Source organism: Micromonospora sp. NPDC005305, from assembly GCF_040607315.1.
Taxonomy (GTDB): Bacteria; Actinomycetota; Actinomycetes; order Mycobacteriales; family Micromonosporaceae; genus Micromonospora.
Genome location: NZ_JBEXGL010000031.1, coordinates 15,853 through 32,522 on the forward strand (window position 1 = coordinate 15,853; position 16,670 = coordinate 32,522).

14 protein-coding genes are annotated in these 16,670 nt (G+C 72.2%); 9 read left to right on the forward strand and 5 right to left on the reverse strand.

From position 1 onward, the window contains the following. The first annotated feature begins 62 nt into the window (after positions 1-62). From nadC to ABZS80_RS30565, 3 genes are all read left to right on the forward strand, one after another. Positions 63-950 carry a carboxylating nicotinate-nucleotide diphosphorylase gene (nadC, locus tag ABZS80_RS30555; RefSeq protein ID WP_355061301.1) on the forward strand — a complete coding sequence of 296 codons (888 nt, stop codon included), beginning with the start codon at positions 63-65 and terminating at the stop codon, positions 948-950. Continuing rightward, complete coding sequence (locus ABZS80_RS30560) at positions 938-1,798, forward strand: PhzF family phenazine biosynthesis protein (protein WP_355061303.1); 861 nt, start codon at positions 938-940, stop codon at positions 1,796-1,798. The genes nadC and ABZS80_RS30560 overlap by 13 nt, the downstream gene beginning before the upstream one ends. Positions 1,799-1,859: 61 nt before the next feature. Continuing rightward, positions 1,860-2,324: a GNAT family N-acetyltransferase gene (locus tag ABZS80_RS30565; protein WP_355061305.1), complete on the forward strand. Its 465-nt coding sequence runs from the start codon at positions 1,860-1,862 to the stop codon at positions 2,322-2,324. A gap of 84 nt (positions 2,325-2,408) precedes the next feature. On the opposite strand, the gene ABZS80_RS30570 is transcribed toward ABZS80_RS30565, so the two are convergent. Then, entirely contained in the window at positions 2,409-2,558 is a 150-nt protein-coding gene (locus ABZS80_RS30570) for a hypothetical protein (RefSeq protein WP_355061307.1), read from the reverse strand. Between the two features lie 190 nt (positions 2,559-2,748). Here ABZS80_RS30570 and ABZS80_RS30575 point away from each other — a divergent pair, with 190 nt between their 5' ends. From ABZS80_RS30575 to ABZS80_RS30585, 3 genes are all read left to right on the forward strand, one after another. Further along, the gene (locus ABZS80_RS30575; RefSeq protein ID WP_355061309.1) at positions 2,749-3,573 is read left to right on the forward strand and encodes an LLM class flavin-dependent oxidoreductase; all 825 of its coding nucleotides are present in this window, start codon (positions 2,749-2,751) and stop codon (positions 3,571-3,573) included. A 166-nt stretch (positions 3,574-3,739) separates the two neighbouring features. Beyond that, complete coding sequence (locus ABZS80_RS30580; RefSeq protein WP_355061311.1) at positions 3,740-5,131, forward strand: transposase; 1,392 nt, start codon at positions 3,740-3,742, stop codon at positions 5,129-5,131. Between the two features lie 128 nt (positions 5,132-5,259). Further along, positions 5,260-6,300: a hypothetical protein gene (locus tag ABZS80_RS30585; protein WP_355061313.1), complete on the forward strand. Its 1,041-nt coding sequence runs from the start codon at positions 5,260-5,262 to the stop codon at positions 6,298-6,300. Positions 6,301-6,619: 319 nt separating this feature from the next. Here ABZS80_RS30585 and ABZS80_RS30590 read toward each other — a convergent pair whose 3' ends face one another. The 3 genes from ABZS80_RS30590 to ABZS80_RS30600 all read right to left on the reverse strand — a co-directional run bounded on the left by ABZS80_RS30590 (position 6,620) and on the right by ABZS80_RS30600 (position 11,657). Continuing rightward, a complete protein-coding gene (locus ABZS80_RS30590) occupies positions 6,620-7,081 on the reverse strand; it encodes a hypothetical protein (RefSeq protein WP_355061315.1) in 462 nt (153 codons plus the stop codon). A 672-nt stretch (positions 7,082-7,753) separates the two neighbouring features. Beyond that, entirely contained in the window at positions 7,754-8,389 is a 636-nt protein-coding gene (locus ABZS80_RS30595; protein WP_355061317.1) for a DJ-1/PfpI family protein, read from the reverse strand. A 28-nt stretch (positions 8,390-8,417) separates the two neighbouring features. Beyond that, positions 8,418-11,657 (reverse strand): heavy metal translocating P-type ATPase, encoded by a 3,240-nt coding sequence (locus ABZS80_RS30600; RefSeq protein WP_355061319.1) that lies wholly within the window; start codon positions 11,655-11,657, stop codon positions 8,418-8,420. 218 nt (positions 11,658-11,875) lie between these two features. Between ABZS80_RS30600 and ABZS80_RS30605 the strand changes: the two genes are divergently transcribed. The 3 genes from ABZS80_RS30605 to ABZS80_RS30615 all read left to right on the forward strand — a co-directional run bounded on the left by ABZS80_RS30605 (position 11,876) and on the right by ABZS80_RS30615 (position 16,297). Continuing rightward, on the forward strand, positions 11,876-12,073 hold the full coding sequence (locus ABZS80_RS30605) for a heavy-metal-associated domain-containing protein (RefSeq protein WP_355061321.1): 198 nt from the start codon (positions 11,876-11,878) through the stop codon (positions 12,071-12,073). Positions 12,074-12,095: 22 nt separating this feature from the next. After that, positions 12,096-13,166 carry an NAD(P)/FAD-dependent oxidoreductase gene (locus ABZS80_RS30610; protein ID WP_355061323.1) on the forward strand — a complete coding sequence of 357 codons (1,071 nt, stop codon included), beginning with the start codon at positions 12,096-12,098 and terminating at the stop codon, positions 13,164-13,166. Positions 13,167-13,294: 128 nt separating this feature from the next. After that, positions 13,295-16,297 carry a BTAD domain-containing putative transcriptional regulator gene (locus ABZS80_RS30615; protein WP_355061325.1) on the forward strand — a complete coding sequence of 1,001 codons (3,003 nt, stop codon included), beginning with the start codon at positions 13,295-13,297 and terminating at the stop codon, positions 16,295-16,297. Here ABZS80_RS30615 and ABZS80_RS30620 read toward each other — a convergent pair. Beyond that, positions 16,294-16,533: a heavy-metal-associated domain-containing protein gene (locus tag ABZS80_RS30620; RefSeq protein ID WP_355061326.1), complete on the reverse strand. Its 240-nt coding sequence runs from the start codon at positions 16,531-16,533 to the stop codon at positions 16,294-16,296. The two genes, ABZS80_RS30615 and ABZS80_RS30620, sit on opposite strands and share 4 nt — an antisense overlap. Between the last annotated feature and the right edge of the window lie 137 nt (positions 16,534-16,670).

Consider the following 16,670-nt stretch of genomic DNA (forward strand, 5'->3'; position numbering starts at 1 on the left):
CGGTCCGCGCGCGAGACACCTCAAATTTCGGCTCGTAACCACAGGACTGGAGACCACGGAGCATGACAGAGTTCCCCTCACTGGCGGCGCGAACCGCCGTCGCCGCTGCCCTGGCCGAGGATGAGTCGGGCCAGGACATCACCACCGCGTGGAGCGTTCCCGAAGGCCTGGCGGCCGTGGCCGAGATCCGCGCCCGGCAATGCGGCATCGCCGGCGGTCTCCCCGTGGTCGCCGAGGTCTTCGCCCAGGTCGACCCCGAGGTCACAGTGGAAGCACTCGTCCCCGACGGCGCCCGGCTGACCGGCGACGATGTCTTGGTGCGCCTGTCCGGCTCGGCGCGCAGCCTGATCACCGGGGAGCGAACGGTGCTGAACTTCCTCCAACGCATGTGCGGCATCGCGACGCTCACCGACCGCTATGTCCAGGCCGTGGCCGGGACCGAGGCGCACATTCTGGACACCCGCAAGACGGCGCCGGGCCTGCGCGCCCTGGACAAGTACGCGGTGACCGTCGGCGGCGGCCGCAACCACCGGCTCAACCTCGCGGCGATGGTGCTGCTCAAGGAGAACCACATCGCCGCGGCAGGCGGCGTGACCACCGCGATCGACGCGGTCCGGCGCGGGATGGCGCGCACCGGGCAGAAGGTGGAGACCGATGTCGAGGTGCAGACCCTGGCGCAGGCCGTTGAGGCCCTCGATGCCGGGGCCCGCTGGATCATGCTCGACAACATGCCGGTGGCCGACATCGAAATGGTCGTGAAAATCCGGGCCGAGCATGCCGACGCCTCCCTGATCATGCTGGAGGCCTCGGGCACCGTCCGCCTGGACAGCGTCCGCGCCATCGCCGAGACGGGAGTCGACCTCATCTCGGTCGGCGCGTTGACGCACAGCGCGCCCGCGCTGGACCTGACGATGCTGCTGACGACCGACCCGGTGCCATGCCCGAGGTAGTGGTCATCGACGCATGTCAACGGCACGGCCGGGGCGGCAGCCCGACGGCTGTTCTCGACGAAGCGTCGTACACCGACGAGGAGCGATGCCGCATTCCCGGGGAACTGGGCACTTCGCACGCCGTCTTCATCCGTGCCACCGGAGTTGAGCGCGGCCGTCCCTCGTACTCGCTCCGGTTCTTCACCGCCGAAGGCGAACTGCCTGCCTGCGGCCACGGCACCGTCGCGGCCCTGGCGCTGCTCGCCATACGCGAAGGCGGCAGCGACCACCACGCCGTGCTGTGTACGACGAGCCGCAGCTTCGAAGGCTGGGCCATCCGAAACCGCGACAGCGTGACAGCGTCGTTCGACCCGGGCCCGGTGAACCTGCGCGTCACCCAGGCACCCGAGCTAAGGGCGGTCACAGCCGGCCTCGGCCTGGCTGACGATGCCGTCGTCGGCAACGCCTGCGTGGCCTCGAATGGGCGGCCGAGGCTTCTCCTGCCAGTCCGATCGCGCGCCGCGTTGGCCGACCTTTCCCCAGACTTCGCCCTGCTGCGTGCCGCCTGTGACCGCTACGGCCTGTTGGGCTGCTACGCCTACTCGATCCCGGACCGGCACGGCCGGGCAGCCGCTCGGATGTTCGCCCCGTCGATCGGCGTCCCCGAGGACATCGCCAACGCCAACAGCACAGCCTGCCTGGCCGCACACCTGGCCCGATTCGGCACGGACCGCCTCACCATCGACATGGGCGATCTCCTCGGCAACCCATCCACCATCACGGCAACCATCGACAAGACCCACCTGGAACACCCAGTCCGAGTTGGGGGCCAAGCAACTATCGCACGAACAGTCGTGCGTCAAGCTTGATGTTTGACGTCCACCTGGTGCCGCGTCAGCCAACGTTCGCCTCGTCTGCCAGACTGCTTTGGTGATCGTCAGACTCGCACGAGAGCAGGATTTTCCTGGTCTTCTTGGCTTGGCGAGCCAGGTCGAGCACTGGTTCGGTCCGATGGTTGGGGATCCTGGTTTCCAGAAGGCTGTGGAGAAGCACATTTGCCGGTCCACGGCGCTTGTCGCCATATCGTCGAGATCGGAACTCCTCGGCGGCCTGCTCTTTGGTGCTGGGCCTCCGACGTACCACGTCCACTGGCTCGTCGTCTCAGAGAAGCAACGTGGAACGGGCGTGGGTCGGGCGCTGATAGCCGACGCAACACGCAGGTTCGTGCTGGGCCCGGGCAGCATTGAGGTGGTCACCTTCGGAGCCGATCACCCAGGCGCCGTTGCCAGCGGTGCGCGGGTCTTCTACGAGCGTCTCGGTTTCACTCCGGCCGAGGCCGCGGAGCCGGGTCCGGAAGGCGGCTCACGGCAGATCTATCGTCTGGCCGTTGTCTGATTCAGGCGACGTCGGCCCTGGCGACAACCTCGCGTAGCCGTTCGTCGGCGGCGTGCTTGTTGCGCCAGATGATGTAGCGGCGGATCATACTGCCTGCTCAGTGTGGCTGGCGTGGTCGGTGCCGTCCAGCGCGAAGTAGCGCAGGGCGGTGAACTGGGCCTCGACACGGTTCAGCCAGGAACTGTTGGTCGGTGTGTAAGCGAACTCGGCATTGTTCGCCGCAGGCCCAGTCACCGACCCGGATGTCCTTCTTCGTGCTCAGGTGCGGGGAGAAGTTGTCGAGCACGATCGCGATTCGGGCCTGCGGCGGGTGCAGGCTGCGCAGGTAGCGGCAGAACTCCAGGAACCGTGTGCCGGCTGTCGGCGTGGTTGTGGTGCCATGCCGGGCTGTCGGTGAGATCGATAGCTAACTAGGGTTATCGGGGTGCCTCGCTACGCTGTCGGTCTGCCGAATGTCGGACCTTTTGCTGACGCCCGGATACTCGTCGATCTGGCCGTCGCCGCTGAGGAGCAGGGCTGGGACGGCGTCTTTCTGTGGGATCACGTGCTGTACCACCAAGCAGACTGGCCCCTGATGAACTCGGTCGTCGTCGCCTCCGCGATCGCGGCCCGGACATCGCGTATCCGGCTCGGCGTGCTGATGACCGCTCTACCCAGACGTCGGGTGCAGACCGTGGCTCGGGAGACCGTCACCCTGGACACCCTCTCCGGCGGCCGGCTCGTCTTCGGCGCGGGCATCGGCTCGATGGACATCGAGTACGCCGCCTTCGGCGAAAATCCCGACCTGCGAGGCCGCGGGAGACGGCTCGACGAGTCCTTGACTCAGCTCACGGACCTGTGGTCAGGCCAAGACGTGCCCATGCCATCCAGCGAGCGGGTACGCATGCTGCCGACACCTGTACAACAACCCCGCATACCCGTCTGGTGCGCCGGCCGGTGGCCCAACCGACCCGGTTTCCGCCGCGCTGCCCGCTGGGACGGGGTGGTAGCGACCTTTGCAAACGCGGGCAGGACTCTTCCCGTGCCGGTCGAGGACTTCGCCGACGCCGTACAGTTCGTCGCTTCAGAGCGGGGATCGCTGGATGGGTTCGAGGTCGGGCTTGAGGGTTGGACGTCGCCGGACAACGCCCCCGATGTCATCTCGCCGTACGTCGCCGCCGGACTGACCTGGTGGATCGAAGCCATGGGCTGGTGGCGCGGTGGAGTCGACGACGCGCGGCAGCGCATCCTCGCAGGCCCTCCCGGCTGAGCCACCACCCCGGCCTCTTCACCCGCCACCTCGCGATCGCTTCATCGGTAGCGACGCGCTAGTGCCGTGACCACAAACGTTCGCCGGGCCGGTTGCTGGAGAGTTTGTCGTACTGGTGGTGTTGGGTGTGGTTGTGCCTCGTCGTCGGGATTCTGCCGCGCCTCGGGTGGTGCATCGCACCGCGCGTGTGGGGTTGCGGGTGACGTCGGGGCAGCGGCGGCGGTGTTTCGGGCTGTTGCGTTCGGCTGGTGACGTGTGGGCGTGTGTGTTGGAGGTCAACGGGTGGCGGCGTCGCCGCCGTGACGCGCCGCTGGTGGGCTATCAGGAGTTGTGTCGGGAGTTGGCGGTGTCGGGGCCGGGCACGTTCGGGGAGTTGGATTCGACGGGTGCCCGGTCGGTGTTGCGCCGGTTCTCTGACGCGTGGTTCGCGGCGGCGAAACGCCGCAAGGCGGGTGACGGTTCGGTGGGGTTCCCGCGCCGGCGGCGGGGGTTGGTGCCGGTGCGCTGGTATCACGGCACGTTCACCCTCGACGGTGCTCGGGTGCGGATCCCGACGGCGAGAGGCACCGCGCCGTTGTGGGTGCGGCTGGCGCGCACTCTTCCCTATCCGGTCGAGCAGGTCCGGTCGGTCACGCTGTTGTGTGAGGGCGGCCGGCTGTTCCTCGATATCACTGCTGAAGTGCCGGTGGCGACGTACCCGGCCGGTGAGGGACCGGACCCGGCCAGGGTGGCGGGGGTGGATCTGGGGATCATCCACCCGTACGCGGTGGCGGGTCCGGACGGTGCGGGGTTGTTGGTGTCGGGGCGGGCGATCCGCGCCGAGCACCGCATGCACCTCGCGGACACCAAAGCTCGGCGCCGTGCCGTGGCGCGGCGGGCGCCGAAGCCGGGGCAGAAGGGGTCACGGCGGTGGCGTCAGTACCGGCGTCGGACGCGGCTAATCGAGGGCCGGCACCGGCGTCGGGTGCGTCAGGCCCAACACGAGGCCGCCCGTCAGGTGGTGTCCTGGGCGGTACGCCAGCGGGTGGGTGTGCTGCACGTGGGTGACCCGCGCGGCGTGCTCGACCTGGACGCGGGGCGGCGGCACAACCTGCGGCTGCGGCAGTGGCAGATCCGCCGGCTCCTACAGATCCTCACCGACAAAGCCGTCCTGGCCGGCATCACCGTCCACCTCGTCGACGAGCGTGGCAGCTCCTCGACCTGCCCGGCCTGCCGGCGGCGGGTACCGAAACCCCGCGGCCGGACCCTGACCTGCCCACACTGCACGTTTTCCGGGCACCGCGACCTCGTCGCGGCTGCCACCATCGCCACCCGCACCCCGGGCGGCGGAACCACCACCCCCACACCACCGGTCGTGGTGTCCGGGGTGGTCACGCACCGTCGAGCCGGACGACACCTCCCCGGTGCCGGTCGGTCCCGGCGTGACCCCCGCCGCCCAAGCAGGGCGGCGCGAGGATCAGTTGGCCCGCGGAGGCCCGCCCCACCACCTTCAGGTGGGGAGTCGCTCGCCCCAAAGGCGAGGATCCACAACACCCACCGCACACCCGGTGAACGTTAGTGGACACCGCACTAGGTAGGGGCGCGAGCTTCGGCATCAGGCGTGGTTCGAAGCTTCTGCTGCCGGCTCGGCAGGCTGGACCCCGGGCTGGCACTTCCCAGCGGGGCGGGCGAACGAGAAGATGCGACATGCAGAAAAACTGGCACACCATCGTAGGTGCGCTGGCGGGTGTCACTGGAGTGGTGATCTGGGCGCTGGCCACGGCGATCTATCAGCCGCTCATGCAGCCCGATGGCTTTTGGACCGACAGCAGCACCGGGCAGGCGTTTCCGGAGCTAGGCAGTAACAACACCTACTGGCCTCGTGACATCCGCCAGTTTGCGATCTTGCTGGCCTTCGGCGGAGTGATCCTGATCTGCCGCGCGAACGTTCGCGGCATCGTCGCCGGCGCGATCGCGACGATCGGCTGGCTCGGCGTGGACATCTGGTTGGACCGAATCGACGTGACCGGGGGCTCTACCGCAACCTGGCTCGCAGTCGCCGGTATCGCCGTGGTCTCGACAACCGCTGTCGTCGCTGCCTGGGTTTCGGCGGGCCAAGGCGGACCTCCTTTCGCCCGGCATCTGTCCGCTGCCGTCACCGCGGTGCTCGCGGCTGCCACGATGGTGGTCACGACCCCCTGGGACGAGCCGGTCACGAACCCGGACCAGGTCCAGGTCGAAAACGCCCTCTCGATGCTTAAAGCAGGATTGGTAGCGATGTTCGTCGCTACCGCGATCGGGCTCATCGCGGTTCAGCTCACCGCTGTCCGCACCCGGCGGGTGGCCACCTTCGTTGTGGTGGCCGCGCTGGCCGCCTGGCTCGCCACCGCCAGCCACGGACCGCTTGCGCCGGTCGGCCTGATCGGCATGCCCGTCGCCGCAACGCTCGCCGTGGCCGCAGCCCGGGAGGTCCCCCTGATCCGGCTGCTCCCCGTCACGGTCGCCTGCTGTGTGGCCTTACTTCCGGCAATGATCATTCTCTACATCACAGGATCGGCGGTCGGCAGCGCGATGACCTCCCTGGCAGACAATCCACCGATCAACGCCGCCGACACCGATCTCTCAATAGCTTTCTCCGGCCTGGTCCTCGGGCTGCTACTGGCATCGATCAGCCACGTGACAACCCTGCCCGCATCCAAGCCGGACAGCCCAAGCCGCGATTCCGGCCCCGTGGTGAACCGTGCTTGAAGTCGCACCGGCTGCAGCCCCCGCCTCACCTCTGTGGCTGCAGCGCCGGGGACTCAGACGTTGAAGCGGAACTTCGACGGCCTATCCCGTGGCCTGCGGCGACCTGGCAGGCACGCTGGTCAAGCTCGTTCCGGGGTTCGCGTCGTTGATGGCTGCTTGCCGACGTTTCACGCTGTCTTGTGCCCCGTGTGTGCCCCATACGGGGAGCAGCGGGGCAAGCTTGGTCAACCTCGCCCGGCACTGCCCAACGAATGCGCCAAGGTACGGCGATGTCCGCCGAGATGCACTGCCTTGGCTCCTCGTCGACGACCTGGCGGCGTTACTCGGCGGGCTGCGCACCATCCGGTGTCGCCGGCCCGTACACATGGCGGCGCACGAGCTCATCCTGCTCCAGAATCATGTCGACAACCTGCCAGAACTCAGAGAGCCGAGGGTGGCTCAGCCCCTCTTCACGGCTGAGCTTGCGGCCGAAGATCGGACTGTCTCCTGCAACCTCGCCACCGTTGACGAGCGTCGCAGCAGGCGTCGGCGAGTCGGCCACGGGGCCAACCCGGCAGCCGAAGGTGATGTGATCGTCGAAGCGGTTGTGGCCCCAGCTCCCCAAGATGGCATCGATCCAGACCTCGTGAATCCCGTTGTGGTGGTAGCAACTCGCGAAGTAGACGGCTAGAGCGTGGTCACCCTCGTAGATGTTGGCCCAAGTCCGGTCTGCTGGCGTATTGCAGCATTGGCAAACGAACTCTCGTACCTGGCGGCTGCTCTCGTCGATCGTGAGGTTCACGGCGCGAACACTAGTGGGGTGTCAACGACGGCCCGAACACTGACTCCCTAGCGACGGCGCGACTGGTGAGGCGATGATCCAGCAAGCGAAGCCTCGCCATCCCGTCGCCGTCGCACATCGACACGGCTGCGATTGCCGCGGCCGTCGGCCATCCCGCCTGCCAATGCCGTTGGTCGCCCTTGTGATTGCGGGTAGGTAGCGGGAGTAGCGGCTACTTCGGTGTGAACGCGGATGCACCGCACCGTTCAGTGCTGTCGGGCACTGCTCTGTGTTGTCATGGCCGCCTTGCTGTCCCGTGTCGCTGCTGCCCCGCAGCGGCTCGATGCGCTGCCACAGCCCGTCCGGCACGATCCACGGCGGCTGCTCCTCGCGACGCTGTACGTGGCAATCCGCGCGTACCCCCGGCGCGGGACACCACATCGTAAATTGTGTCCGAGGGGCGATTCGGGGAACGGATCTCCGTCCATGGTGGAATTCGGCTCGCCGGGCCACGCCCCACCGGCGGCTACCGCGTCCACGCAAGATTCCCTCATCCCGCGATCGCGACGGCGACCTGTACCCCGCCTACCTCTTGGTCCTCGTGCTCGGCCTTCCGGCAGAACCGACGGCAGGCCGGGCCCGCGGATCACGTCGCCCGGGTGGACCCGTCGCGCGCCCACCCGGGCAGCCTGTTCAGCCCAGCACCCGATGCGGATTCGCGCGCAGCGCGGCGACCAGCGGCGCCGGCGCGGAGCGCGGGGATCCAGCCGGGTACGGCGGCCGGGGGTCGTACTCGATGCCGAGCTGGATCGCCTGGGCGACGGCGTCCCCGGCGATCCGGCCGGCCAGCGTCAGCGCCATGTCGACGCCGGCCGACACCCCGGCGGCCGTGACGTACTTGCCGTCCACCACCACCCGCTCCGCGGTCGGCTCGGCACCGAACGCGGGCAGTTGGTCCACGGCCAGCCAGTGCGAGGTGGCCCGGCGGCCGGTGAGCAGCCCGGCGGCGGCGAGCAGCAGGGAACCGGTGCAGACCGAGGTGGTCCAGGTGGTGGTGGCGTCGACGGCGCGCAGCCAGTCGAGCAGCCGGGCGTCGGTCATCCGGGCGATCTGCCCGGGCCCGCCGGGGACCAGCAGCACGTCCGGGCGGGTCACCTCGTCCAGGGTGGCGGTGGCCGTGAGGGCGAGGGTGCCCACGTCGGTGGTGACCGGGCCGGGCCGGTCGGCGACGAAGACGGTACGGGCGCCGGGGAGCCGGCCGAGCACCTCGTACGGGCCGACGGCGTCGAGGGCGGTGAACCGGTCGAAGAGGAGGACGGCGATCTGCATGGTCTGTTCCTTTCCAGGTGTGGGTCGGTCAGCGGGCGTCGACGGTGAACGGCACGGTGATCACGTGGCCGTCGGCGAGGCGGAACTGGCCCCAGAGCCGGTAGCGGCCCGGGCGGGGGAAGTCGACGTGCAGGTCCAGGTCTGGCCCGTAGGTCTGACCCGGCAGGGCGAAGACGGGCCGGCCGTCGGCGTCCTCGGTCTCGGCGTGCTCGTGGGCGAAGCTGTCGCCCGCCGCGGACATGACCACCACGTGGCCGGCGGCGGCGAGGTACGGCCGCAGCCCGGTCAGCGGCCGGCCGGTGGCCGCGTCGGCGAAGCGGTAGATGAAGTGGCTGCCGCCGACCTTCGCGGGCCCGTCCAGGGTCACCCGCACGCCGTCGACGACCTGCTGCCGCCCGGACACCACCGGCCGCTGGTGGATGACCTCCGCGGGGTCGCCGATCACCATGTCGTGCCGCTGCAGCACGTCGGTCAGCTTGCCCTTACGCCGGAACTCGGTGTGCACGATGTACCGGCCGGGAGTGGGGAAGGTGAGCGTCACGTCGAACTCGCCCGGCCGGCCCGTCGGCTGCGGGTGGACGTGGGCGAAGCTGGCCAGGTCGTCGCGTACGGCGATCAGGTGCATCCAGGCCTCGTGGCTGCGTCCCACGTCCCGGACCGGCCGGCCGCTTTCCGCGTCGGTGATGCGGATCCGCAGCGTGGCGGGTTGGCCGGGCACCACCGCGGCTGGCATCCCCACGTCGACCCGAACCCCTGCGTCCGCCGCGGGCACCGGTTCCGTCTCGGCGGTCATCATGGTGCTCATCGCGGGCCGCATCGGCATGCCGGTGTTCTGCGTCCAGGCCAGCACGCCGTTCATCCCCCGGGCGGCGGCGTCGGTGCGGCTGAGCGCGGTGAAGCCGGCGCCCACGGCGAGCGCGAGCGCGGCCACCCCGGTCAGGTACGCCCACTCGGCGAGCCGGGCACCCAGGCGGGGCCGCAGCGCCGCCGCCGTCTCCGGGCGGCCGAAGTGGCGCAGTCGCAGCGCGTTGGTGACCACGCTGACCGAGCTCATCGCCATCGCGGCGGCGGCCAGCGACGGGTCGAGCAGGATGCCCCAGGTCGGGTGGAGCACCCCGGCGGCCACCGGGATGAGCAGGGCGTTGTAGCCGAAGGCCCAGCCCAGGCCCTGCTTGATGGTGGTGACCGTACGCCGGGACAGCGCGATCGCCGAGACGATGCCGCGCAGGTCCCCGCCGACCAGGGTGATGTCGGAGGCGGCGATCGCCACGTCCGTGCCGGTGCCGATGGCGATGCCCAGGTCCGCGCGGGCCAGCGCCGGAGCGTCGTTGATGCCGTCGCCGACCATCGCCACCACCGCGCCCCGCTCCTGCAGGGCGGCGACCCGGGCGGCCTTCTCCTCCGGCCGGACATCGGCGATCACGTGGTCGATGCCGACCTCGCGGGCGACCACCTCGGCGGTGATCGGGTTGTCGCCGGTCAGGATCCACACCTCCAGGCCCAGCGCCTGCAACTGCGCCACCGCCTCGACGGACTCGGGCCTCAGCGTGTCGGCGACCCCGGCGACGCCGGCGAGCCGGCCGTCGAGGGCGATGTGCACAGGGGTGCCACCGGCGGCCGCGACGGCCTTGACCTGGTTCGACAGGGCGGTCACGTCGACGTCGTGGCGACGCATCATGGCGGCGTTGCCGATGAGCACGCCGCGGCCCTCGACCCGCGCCTCGACGCCGTGCCCGGGCACCGCCGCGAAGGAGTCCGCCGCCGGCACGGCGAGGTCACGGGCGCGGGCGTGCCTAACGATCGCCTCGCCGAGCGGGTGCTCCGAGCCGATCTCGGCCGCCGCGGCGTAGGCCAGCAGCCGGTCGGCGTCGACACCGTCGACGGCGTGCACCACGGTGACGTCGGGACGGCCGCGGGTCAGCGTGCCGGTCTTGTCCAGCACCACGGTGGTGATCCGTCGGGCCTGCTCCAGCGCCTCGCCTCCGGAGATGAGGATGCCCAGCTCGGCGGCCTTGCCGGTGCCGACCATGATCGCGGTCGGGGTGGCCAGGCCGAGCGCGCAGGGGCAGGCGATGATGAGCACCGCGATGGCGGTGCCGATGCCGAGGGTCAGCCGCCCGTCGGCGGGGCCGGCGATCGCCCAGACGGCGAAGGTGAGCAGCGCGAGCCCGAGCACCGCCGGCACGAACCAGGCGGAGACGGTGTCGACCAGCCGCTGCATCGGCGCCTTGCCGCCCTGTGCCTCGCGGACCAGGCGGACGATCTGGGCGAGGGCGGTGTCCTGACCCACCGCGGTGGCCCGGAACACCAGGGCGCCGGTCCGGTTGACGGTCGAGCCGATGACCGCGTCCCCGACGCTCTTCGACACCGGCATGCTCTCGCCGGTCATCATGCTCTCGTCGACGGTGGAGGTGCCCTCGGTGACCATGCCGTCCACCGACACCTTCTCGCCGGGTCGCACCCGGACCAGGTCGCCCACGACGACCGAGTCGACCGGCACCTCGATCTCGACGCCGTCGCGCAGCACCCGGGCGGTCCGCGGGCGCAGCCCGAGCAGTGCTCCGATGGCCGCGCCGGTCTGCCGGCGCGCCCGGGCCTCCATCCATCGCCCGGTCAGCACCAGCGCGATGACCACCACGGAGATCTCGAAGTAGACGTGCAGCGGCAGGCCGAGCCGTTCGGCCGCCGCCGGCCAGAGCGTGACGAAGGCGCTGTAGGCGTACGCGACCGTGGTGCCCAGGGCCACCAGGGTGTGCATGTTGACGCCGCCGTGCCGGGCCGCGGCCCAGGCCGCCCGGTAGAAGGGCCGGCCCGCCCCGAACTGCACCACGGTCGCGACGACCAGCAGCGCCGGCATCACCCAGTCCATAGCGTCGATGGGCAGCGGCAGGTACATCAGCACCATCATGGACAGTCCGGTGACCAGGGTGAGCTGCCAGATCCGCTTGAGCCGGGTGATCTCCCGCTCCCCGGCTCGGGCCCGCTCGGCGTCGTCATCCGCGCTCTCGGCGGCCGGGAAGTCCGGCCGCCGAGGCTCGTCGGCCTGGACCGTGGCCGTGTAGCCGGCCCGCTCCACGGCCGCGATCAGCGCCGGCGGGGTCACCCGGGCCGGCTCGTAGACCACGGTCGCCGTCTCGGTCGCCAGGTTGACCTCGGCCCGGGCCACACCCTCGATCCGGCTCACCGCCCGCTCCACCCGCCGGACGCAGGACGCACAGGTCATCCCGCCGATGTCCAGCGTGCCGGAGACGACCGTCGGTGTCGTCATCGCAGTGCTCCTCTCGTACCGGGCGCCGCAGGCGCCCTCGCTGGTCCGGCGGCCCTCGCCGGCCGGTGACGCCACGCTCCCGGCCGCCGCTGTCCGCCCGCTGTCCGCGACCCGTCGGCCCGTCTCGGAGTACGCGACAGGGCGCGGACAGCACTGCCCGGCACGGTTCGAACCGCCGGGTCGCCGGGAGTGCGGCCCGCCGAAGGAAGGACTGAACCGTGAACCAGCTCGTGCTCTCCGTGCCGAACATCAGCTGCGGCCGCTGCGTCGAGGCGATCCGGGAGGAGGTCGGCCTGGTCGCCGGGGTCCGCGCCGTGGCGGTGGACCTGGCGACCCGCACCGTCCGGGTCGACGGTGATGCCGACCGGGCCGCGGTGGTGGCCGCCATCGGCGAAGCCGGCCACCAGGTCGCCTGACCGGTACGAGGGGAGCAGACCGATGGACCTGGACACCGTGATCGTCGGGGGCGGGCAGGCCGGGCTGGCGCTCGGCCACCACCTGCGCCGCGCCGGCGTGCCCTTCGCGATCCTCGACGCGCACGCCGGGGTCGGCGACGCCTGGCGGCGCCGGTGGGACTCGCTGACCCTGTTCACGCCGCGCCGGTTCTCCGCCCTGCCGGGGCTGCCGTTCCCCGGCGACCCGGACGGGCACCCCGGCAAGGATGAGGTCGCCGACTACCTCGCCCGGTACGCCGCCCACTTCGACCTGCCGGTCCGGCTCGGCTGTCGGGTCTCCTCGGTCCGCCCCGGCACGGCGGGCGGCTTCACGGTCGACACGTCGACCGGAACACTGCGCGCCCAGCGGGTGGTGGTCGCCGCTGGGGCGTTCCACACGCCCCGGATCCCCGACGTGGCCCGGAAGCTCGCGCCGCGGGTCGCGCAACTGCACAGCAGCCGGTACCGCCGGCCCGGCCAACTGCCGGGGCACGACGTGCTGGTGGTCGGCGGCGGGAACACCGGAGTGCAGATCGCCGCCGAACTCGTCGACGACGGCCGCCGGGTGGTGCTCGCCGCACCGACCCTCGGTCCGGTGCTGCCGCAGCGCTGGCTGGGCCGGGACATCTTCTGGTGGTTCTCCCGGCTGGGCACCATGCGGCTGAGCCCGCAGAGCATTCTGGGCCGACGGATCGCCGCTCAGAACCCCGTCATCGGCACCGACGTGACCGGCCTGCTAGGCCGGGTGGACCGGGTCGGTCGGGTGGTGGACGCCGAAGAGGACAACCTCCGGTTCGCCGACGGCGGGCGGAGGCGGGTGGACGCGGTGGTCTGGGCCACCGGCTTCCGCCCGCACTATCCCTGGCTGGAGGTGCCGGTGCTGGACCCGTCCGGCGCGCCCGTCCAGCGCGAAGGCGTGACGGACTGGCCGGGGCTGCACTTCCTCGGCCTGCCCTGGCAACGCGCCCGGGGCTCGGCGGTGCTCGGCTGGGTCGGCCGGGACGCCGAGGTGCTGGCCGACCGGCTGGCCGAGGACCGGCGGCTGGCGCCGGCCCGACCGGTGGTCCCGGCCTGATCGGGGCAGCTCACCGCCGCTCGGATGATCGTTGCGAGGGCGGTCGGGACGTACCATGGGGCCCGCCCGGGCAGCCGCCCGGCGACCGGAGCGGGCCCCGGGGCGTCCGCGCGGCGGACGGGAGTGCGATGAGCCGGGACAGCGAGCCCACGGTGAGCTTCGGGGTGCTCGGCACCGTCGAGCTCCAGGTGGCCGGCCGCCCCGCCACGCCGCTCGCCCCGGCGGTCCGCGCGCTGCTGGCCCGGCTGGTTCTCGCCGCGGGCCGGGTGGTCTCCGCGGACGCGCTGACCGACGCGCTCTGGGGCGAGCAGCCCCCGGCCGACGCCACGAACGCGCTGCAGCTGCGGGTGTCGAAGCTGCGCCGCGCCCTGATGGCAGCCGGGGCGGGCGGCGACCTGCTGGTCACCCGCGCACCCGGCTACCAGCTCGCCGTCGCCGCGGACGCGGTGGACGCGTACCGCTTCGAACGGCTGCTGGAAACGGCGCGCAGCGCGACCACCGGCGATGGGCCGGCCGCGGCGCTGGCCCGCTTCGACGAGGCGTTGCGGCTGTGGCGGGGACCGGCCCTGGCTGATGTCGGGGACGCCGAGTGGGCCCTGGCGGAGGTGGCCCGGCTGACGGAGCTGCGGCTCGGCGCGGTGGAGGACCGGCTGGAACTGCTGCTGGAGGCCGGCCGGCAGGCCGAGGCGGTGGCCGACCTGGAACGCCTGGTGGCCACCCACCCGCTGCGCGAGCGGTTGCACCGGCTGCTGATGCTGGCGCTCTACCGGGGCGGGCGGCAGGCGGACGCGATCACCGCGTACCACGCGCTGCGGCATCGCCTCGCCGACGAGCTGGGCATCGACCCGGCCCCCGAACTCCAGGCGCTCGCCGAGGCGATCCTGCGCCAGCAGGTGCCCGCCCCGGCGCCGGCCACCCCGCCCGTGGCCGAGCCGGCTGCCCCGCCCGCCGCGGCACCGGCCCGGACGGCGGCGGCGCTGCCGGCCCCCCAGGCGCTGCCACGCCACGACCTGCCCCGCCGGCTCGCCTCGGTCATCGGCCGCCACGACGACGTGCAGCGGGTGCTCGACCGGCTCCGCGAGGCGCGGGTGGTGACGCTGACCGGCCCGGGCGGCGTCGGCAAGACCACCCTCGCCCTGGAGGTGGCACGCCAGGCCGACGACGCCCTCGCCGACCGCGTGCACCTGGTCCGCCTGGCCGCCCTGCCGAGCGGGACGGACCTGCCGGAGGCGGTTGCCGGACAGCTCGGCGTGGCCGCCGGCGGGCCGGGACCGGCCGCGACCGCAGCGCTGGTGGCCTGGCTCGGCGCCGACCGCACCCTGCTCGTGGTCGACAACTGCGAGCACGTCATCGACGAGGCCGCGGAACTGGTCGAGCAGCTCGTCGCGACGTGCCCCGCGGTGACCGTGCTGACCACCAGCCGGGAGGCGCTGGCCGTACCCGGCGAGACCCAGCTCGCGGTGGCGCCGCTCGGCGTACCCGACGGGCCGGCTGATCTCGCGCGACCGGGCGACAGTCCGGCGGTGGCCCTGTTCGTCGATCGCGCCCGGGCGGTGCGTCCCGGGTTCGTCCTCGACGAGGCGACGGCGCCGGTGGTCGCGGACATCTGCCGGCAACTCGACGGCATGCCGCTGGCCATTGAGCTGGCCGCCGCGCGGGTGAAGGCGCTGCCGCCCAGGGAGATCGCGGCCCGGCTGCACGACCGGTTCGCGTTGCTCACGGCGGGCGCGCGGACCAGCGAGGCCCGGCATCGCACGCTGCGGGCCACCCTCGACTGGAGCCACGACCTGCTCTCCGAGGCCGAGCGGCGGCTGCTGCGCCGGCTGGCGGTGTTCCGCGGCGGCTGGGACCTGGCCGCCGCCGAGCAGGTCTGCGCGTTCGACGGCCTGGCCGCCGACGAGGTCCTCGACCTGCTCTTCCGCCTGGTTGACCGGTCCCTCGTGGTGCCGGACCCGACGACCGGGCGGTTCCGGCTGCTGGTCACCATCCGGGAGTATGTCGCCGCCCGGCTCGCCGAGGCCGGCGAGCCGGAGGGGGCCCGCGACCGGCACCTCGCTTACTTCACCGAGCTTGCCGAGCGGTACGGACCCCAAGCGCGGTCCGGCGCCGACGCCTGGGCGCGGTTGACCGAGGAGCACGACAACTTCCGCGCCGCGGTCGACCGCTGCCTGGACCGGCGCGACGGGGTCGACGCCGGCCTGCGGCTGGCGGACGCCCTCTTCCTGTTCTGGAACTACGGCCCCCGGTACGAGGGGGTCCGCGCCCTGACCGCGCTGCTCGCCGCCGGCGTCCCGGCGCCGGCCGCCCGGGCCGCCGCACTGCAGCGGATCGGCCTGCTCGGTGTCTATTACCCCACCGCGCAGACCCGGGCCGCGGCCCGGGACAGCGTGGTGGCGTTCGAGCGCCTGGGCGACCGGGTCAACACCGCCACCTCGCGGCTGGTCGTCGCGTGGGAGGGCCAGTACGACGGCGACCCGGACCGGTACCGGGCGATGGTCGCCCAGGCGATCCGCGAGCGGGGGGACACCGACGACCCCTGGTGGCACGGGACGGTCCACTACGTCGAAGCGCTGCTGGATCTGCGGACCGGCGCCTTCGAACGGTCCGCCGAACAGTGGGCCCGCAGCCTCGAGTGGACGCGGAAGGCGGGCGACCTGCTGCTGCCCGCCGGGATCCTCGCCCACCTCGGCATCGCGCTGCGCGAGGCCGGCCGGCCCGACGAGGCGATCGCCACGCTGGAGGAGGCGGCGGCCGAGGCGCGGCGCAACCCCTCCCCCCATTCGACGGCGTTCACTCTCGTGCAGCTCGCGCACACCCGGCTGGACCGGGGCGAGGTCGACGGGGTGGCGGCGATGCTCGCCGAGGCGGACGACACCGCCCGCCGCAGCGGCAACCCGCGCTGCCAGGCCTGGGCAGCCTGGGGCCGGGCCCGGATCGGGTACGCCGCGGGCGACGCGGTCGGCGCGGCGGACGAGTGCCGACGGGCCCTCGACCTGCTCCAGGAGCGGGAGTTCCCGTGGGCGCGGCGCCAGCTCTGGTCGCTGGCGGCCGACGCGGCGACGGCTGCGGGGCGGCCGCAGGAGGCCGACGCGGCCCGGCGAGCCGCCGCGGACCTGAAGGCAAGCCGCTAACCGGAGCAGTCCGGGCCGTCCGGGCACACCGCCAGGCCGGCCCAGCGCAGCGCAGACGAATCCACCTCCCCGCCCACCCGCAGCGTGCCGGCGTCCACGTCGAACTCCAGCGACACCACCCCGGGCAGGTCACTCACCCGCCGGCTTACCGCGCGTACGCACCGCCGGCACATCCCGGGCGGCAGCCGCACGGTCGTCACCAGCGTCGACGCCTCGGGCTCGTTCCGTTCCACCATGCCGCCAGCCTGGCCGGAGCCGCTGGCGGCCGGCTGTCCATCCGCCGTCCGCCCCCGCCAATCGACAGCCAGCGTCCGGACAGCGCGTCGGGCCACTCTCCTTGCGTCACCGATCCGCACCTGACCGAGGAGTTGCC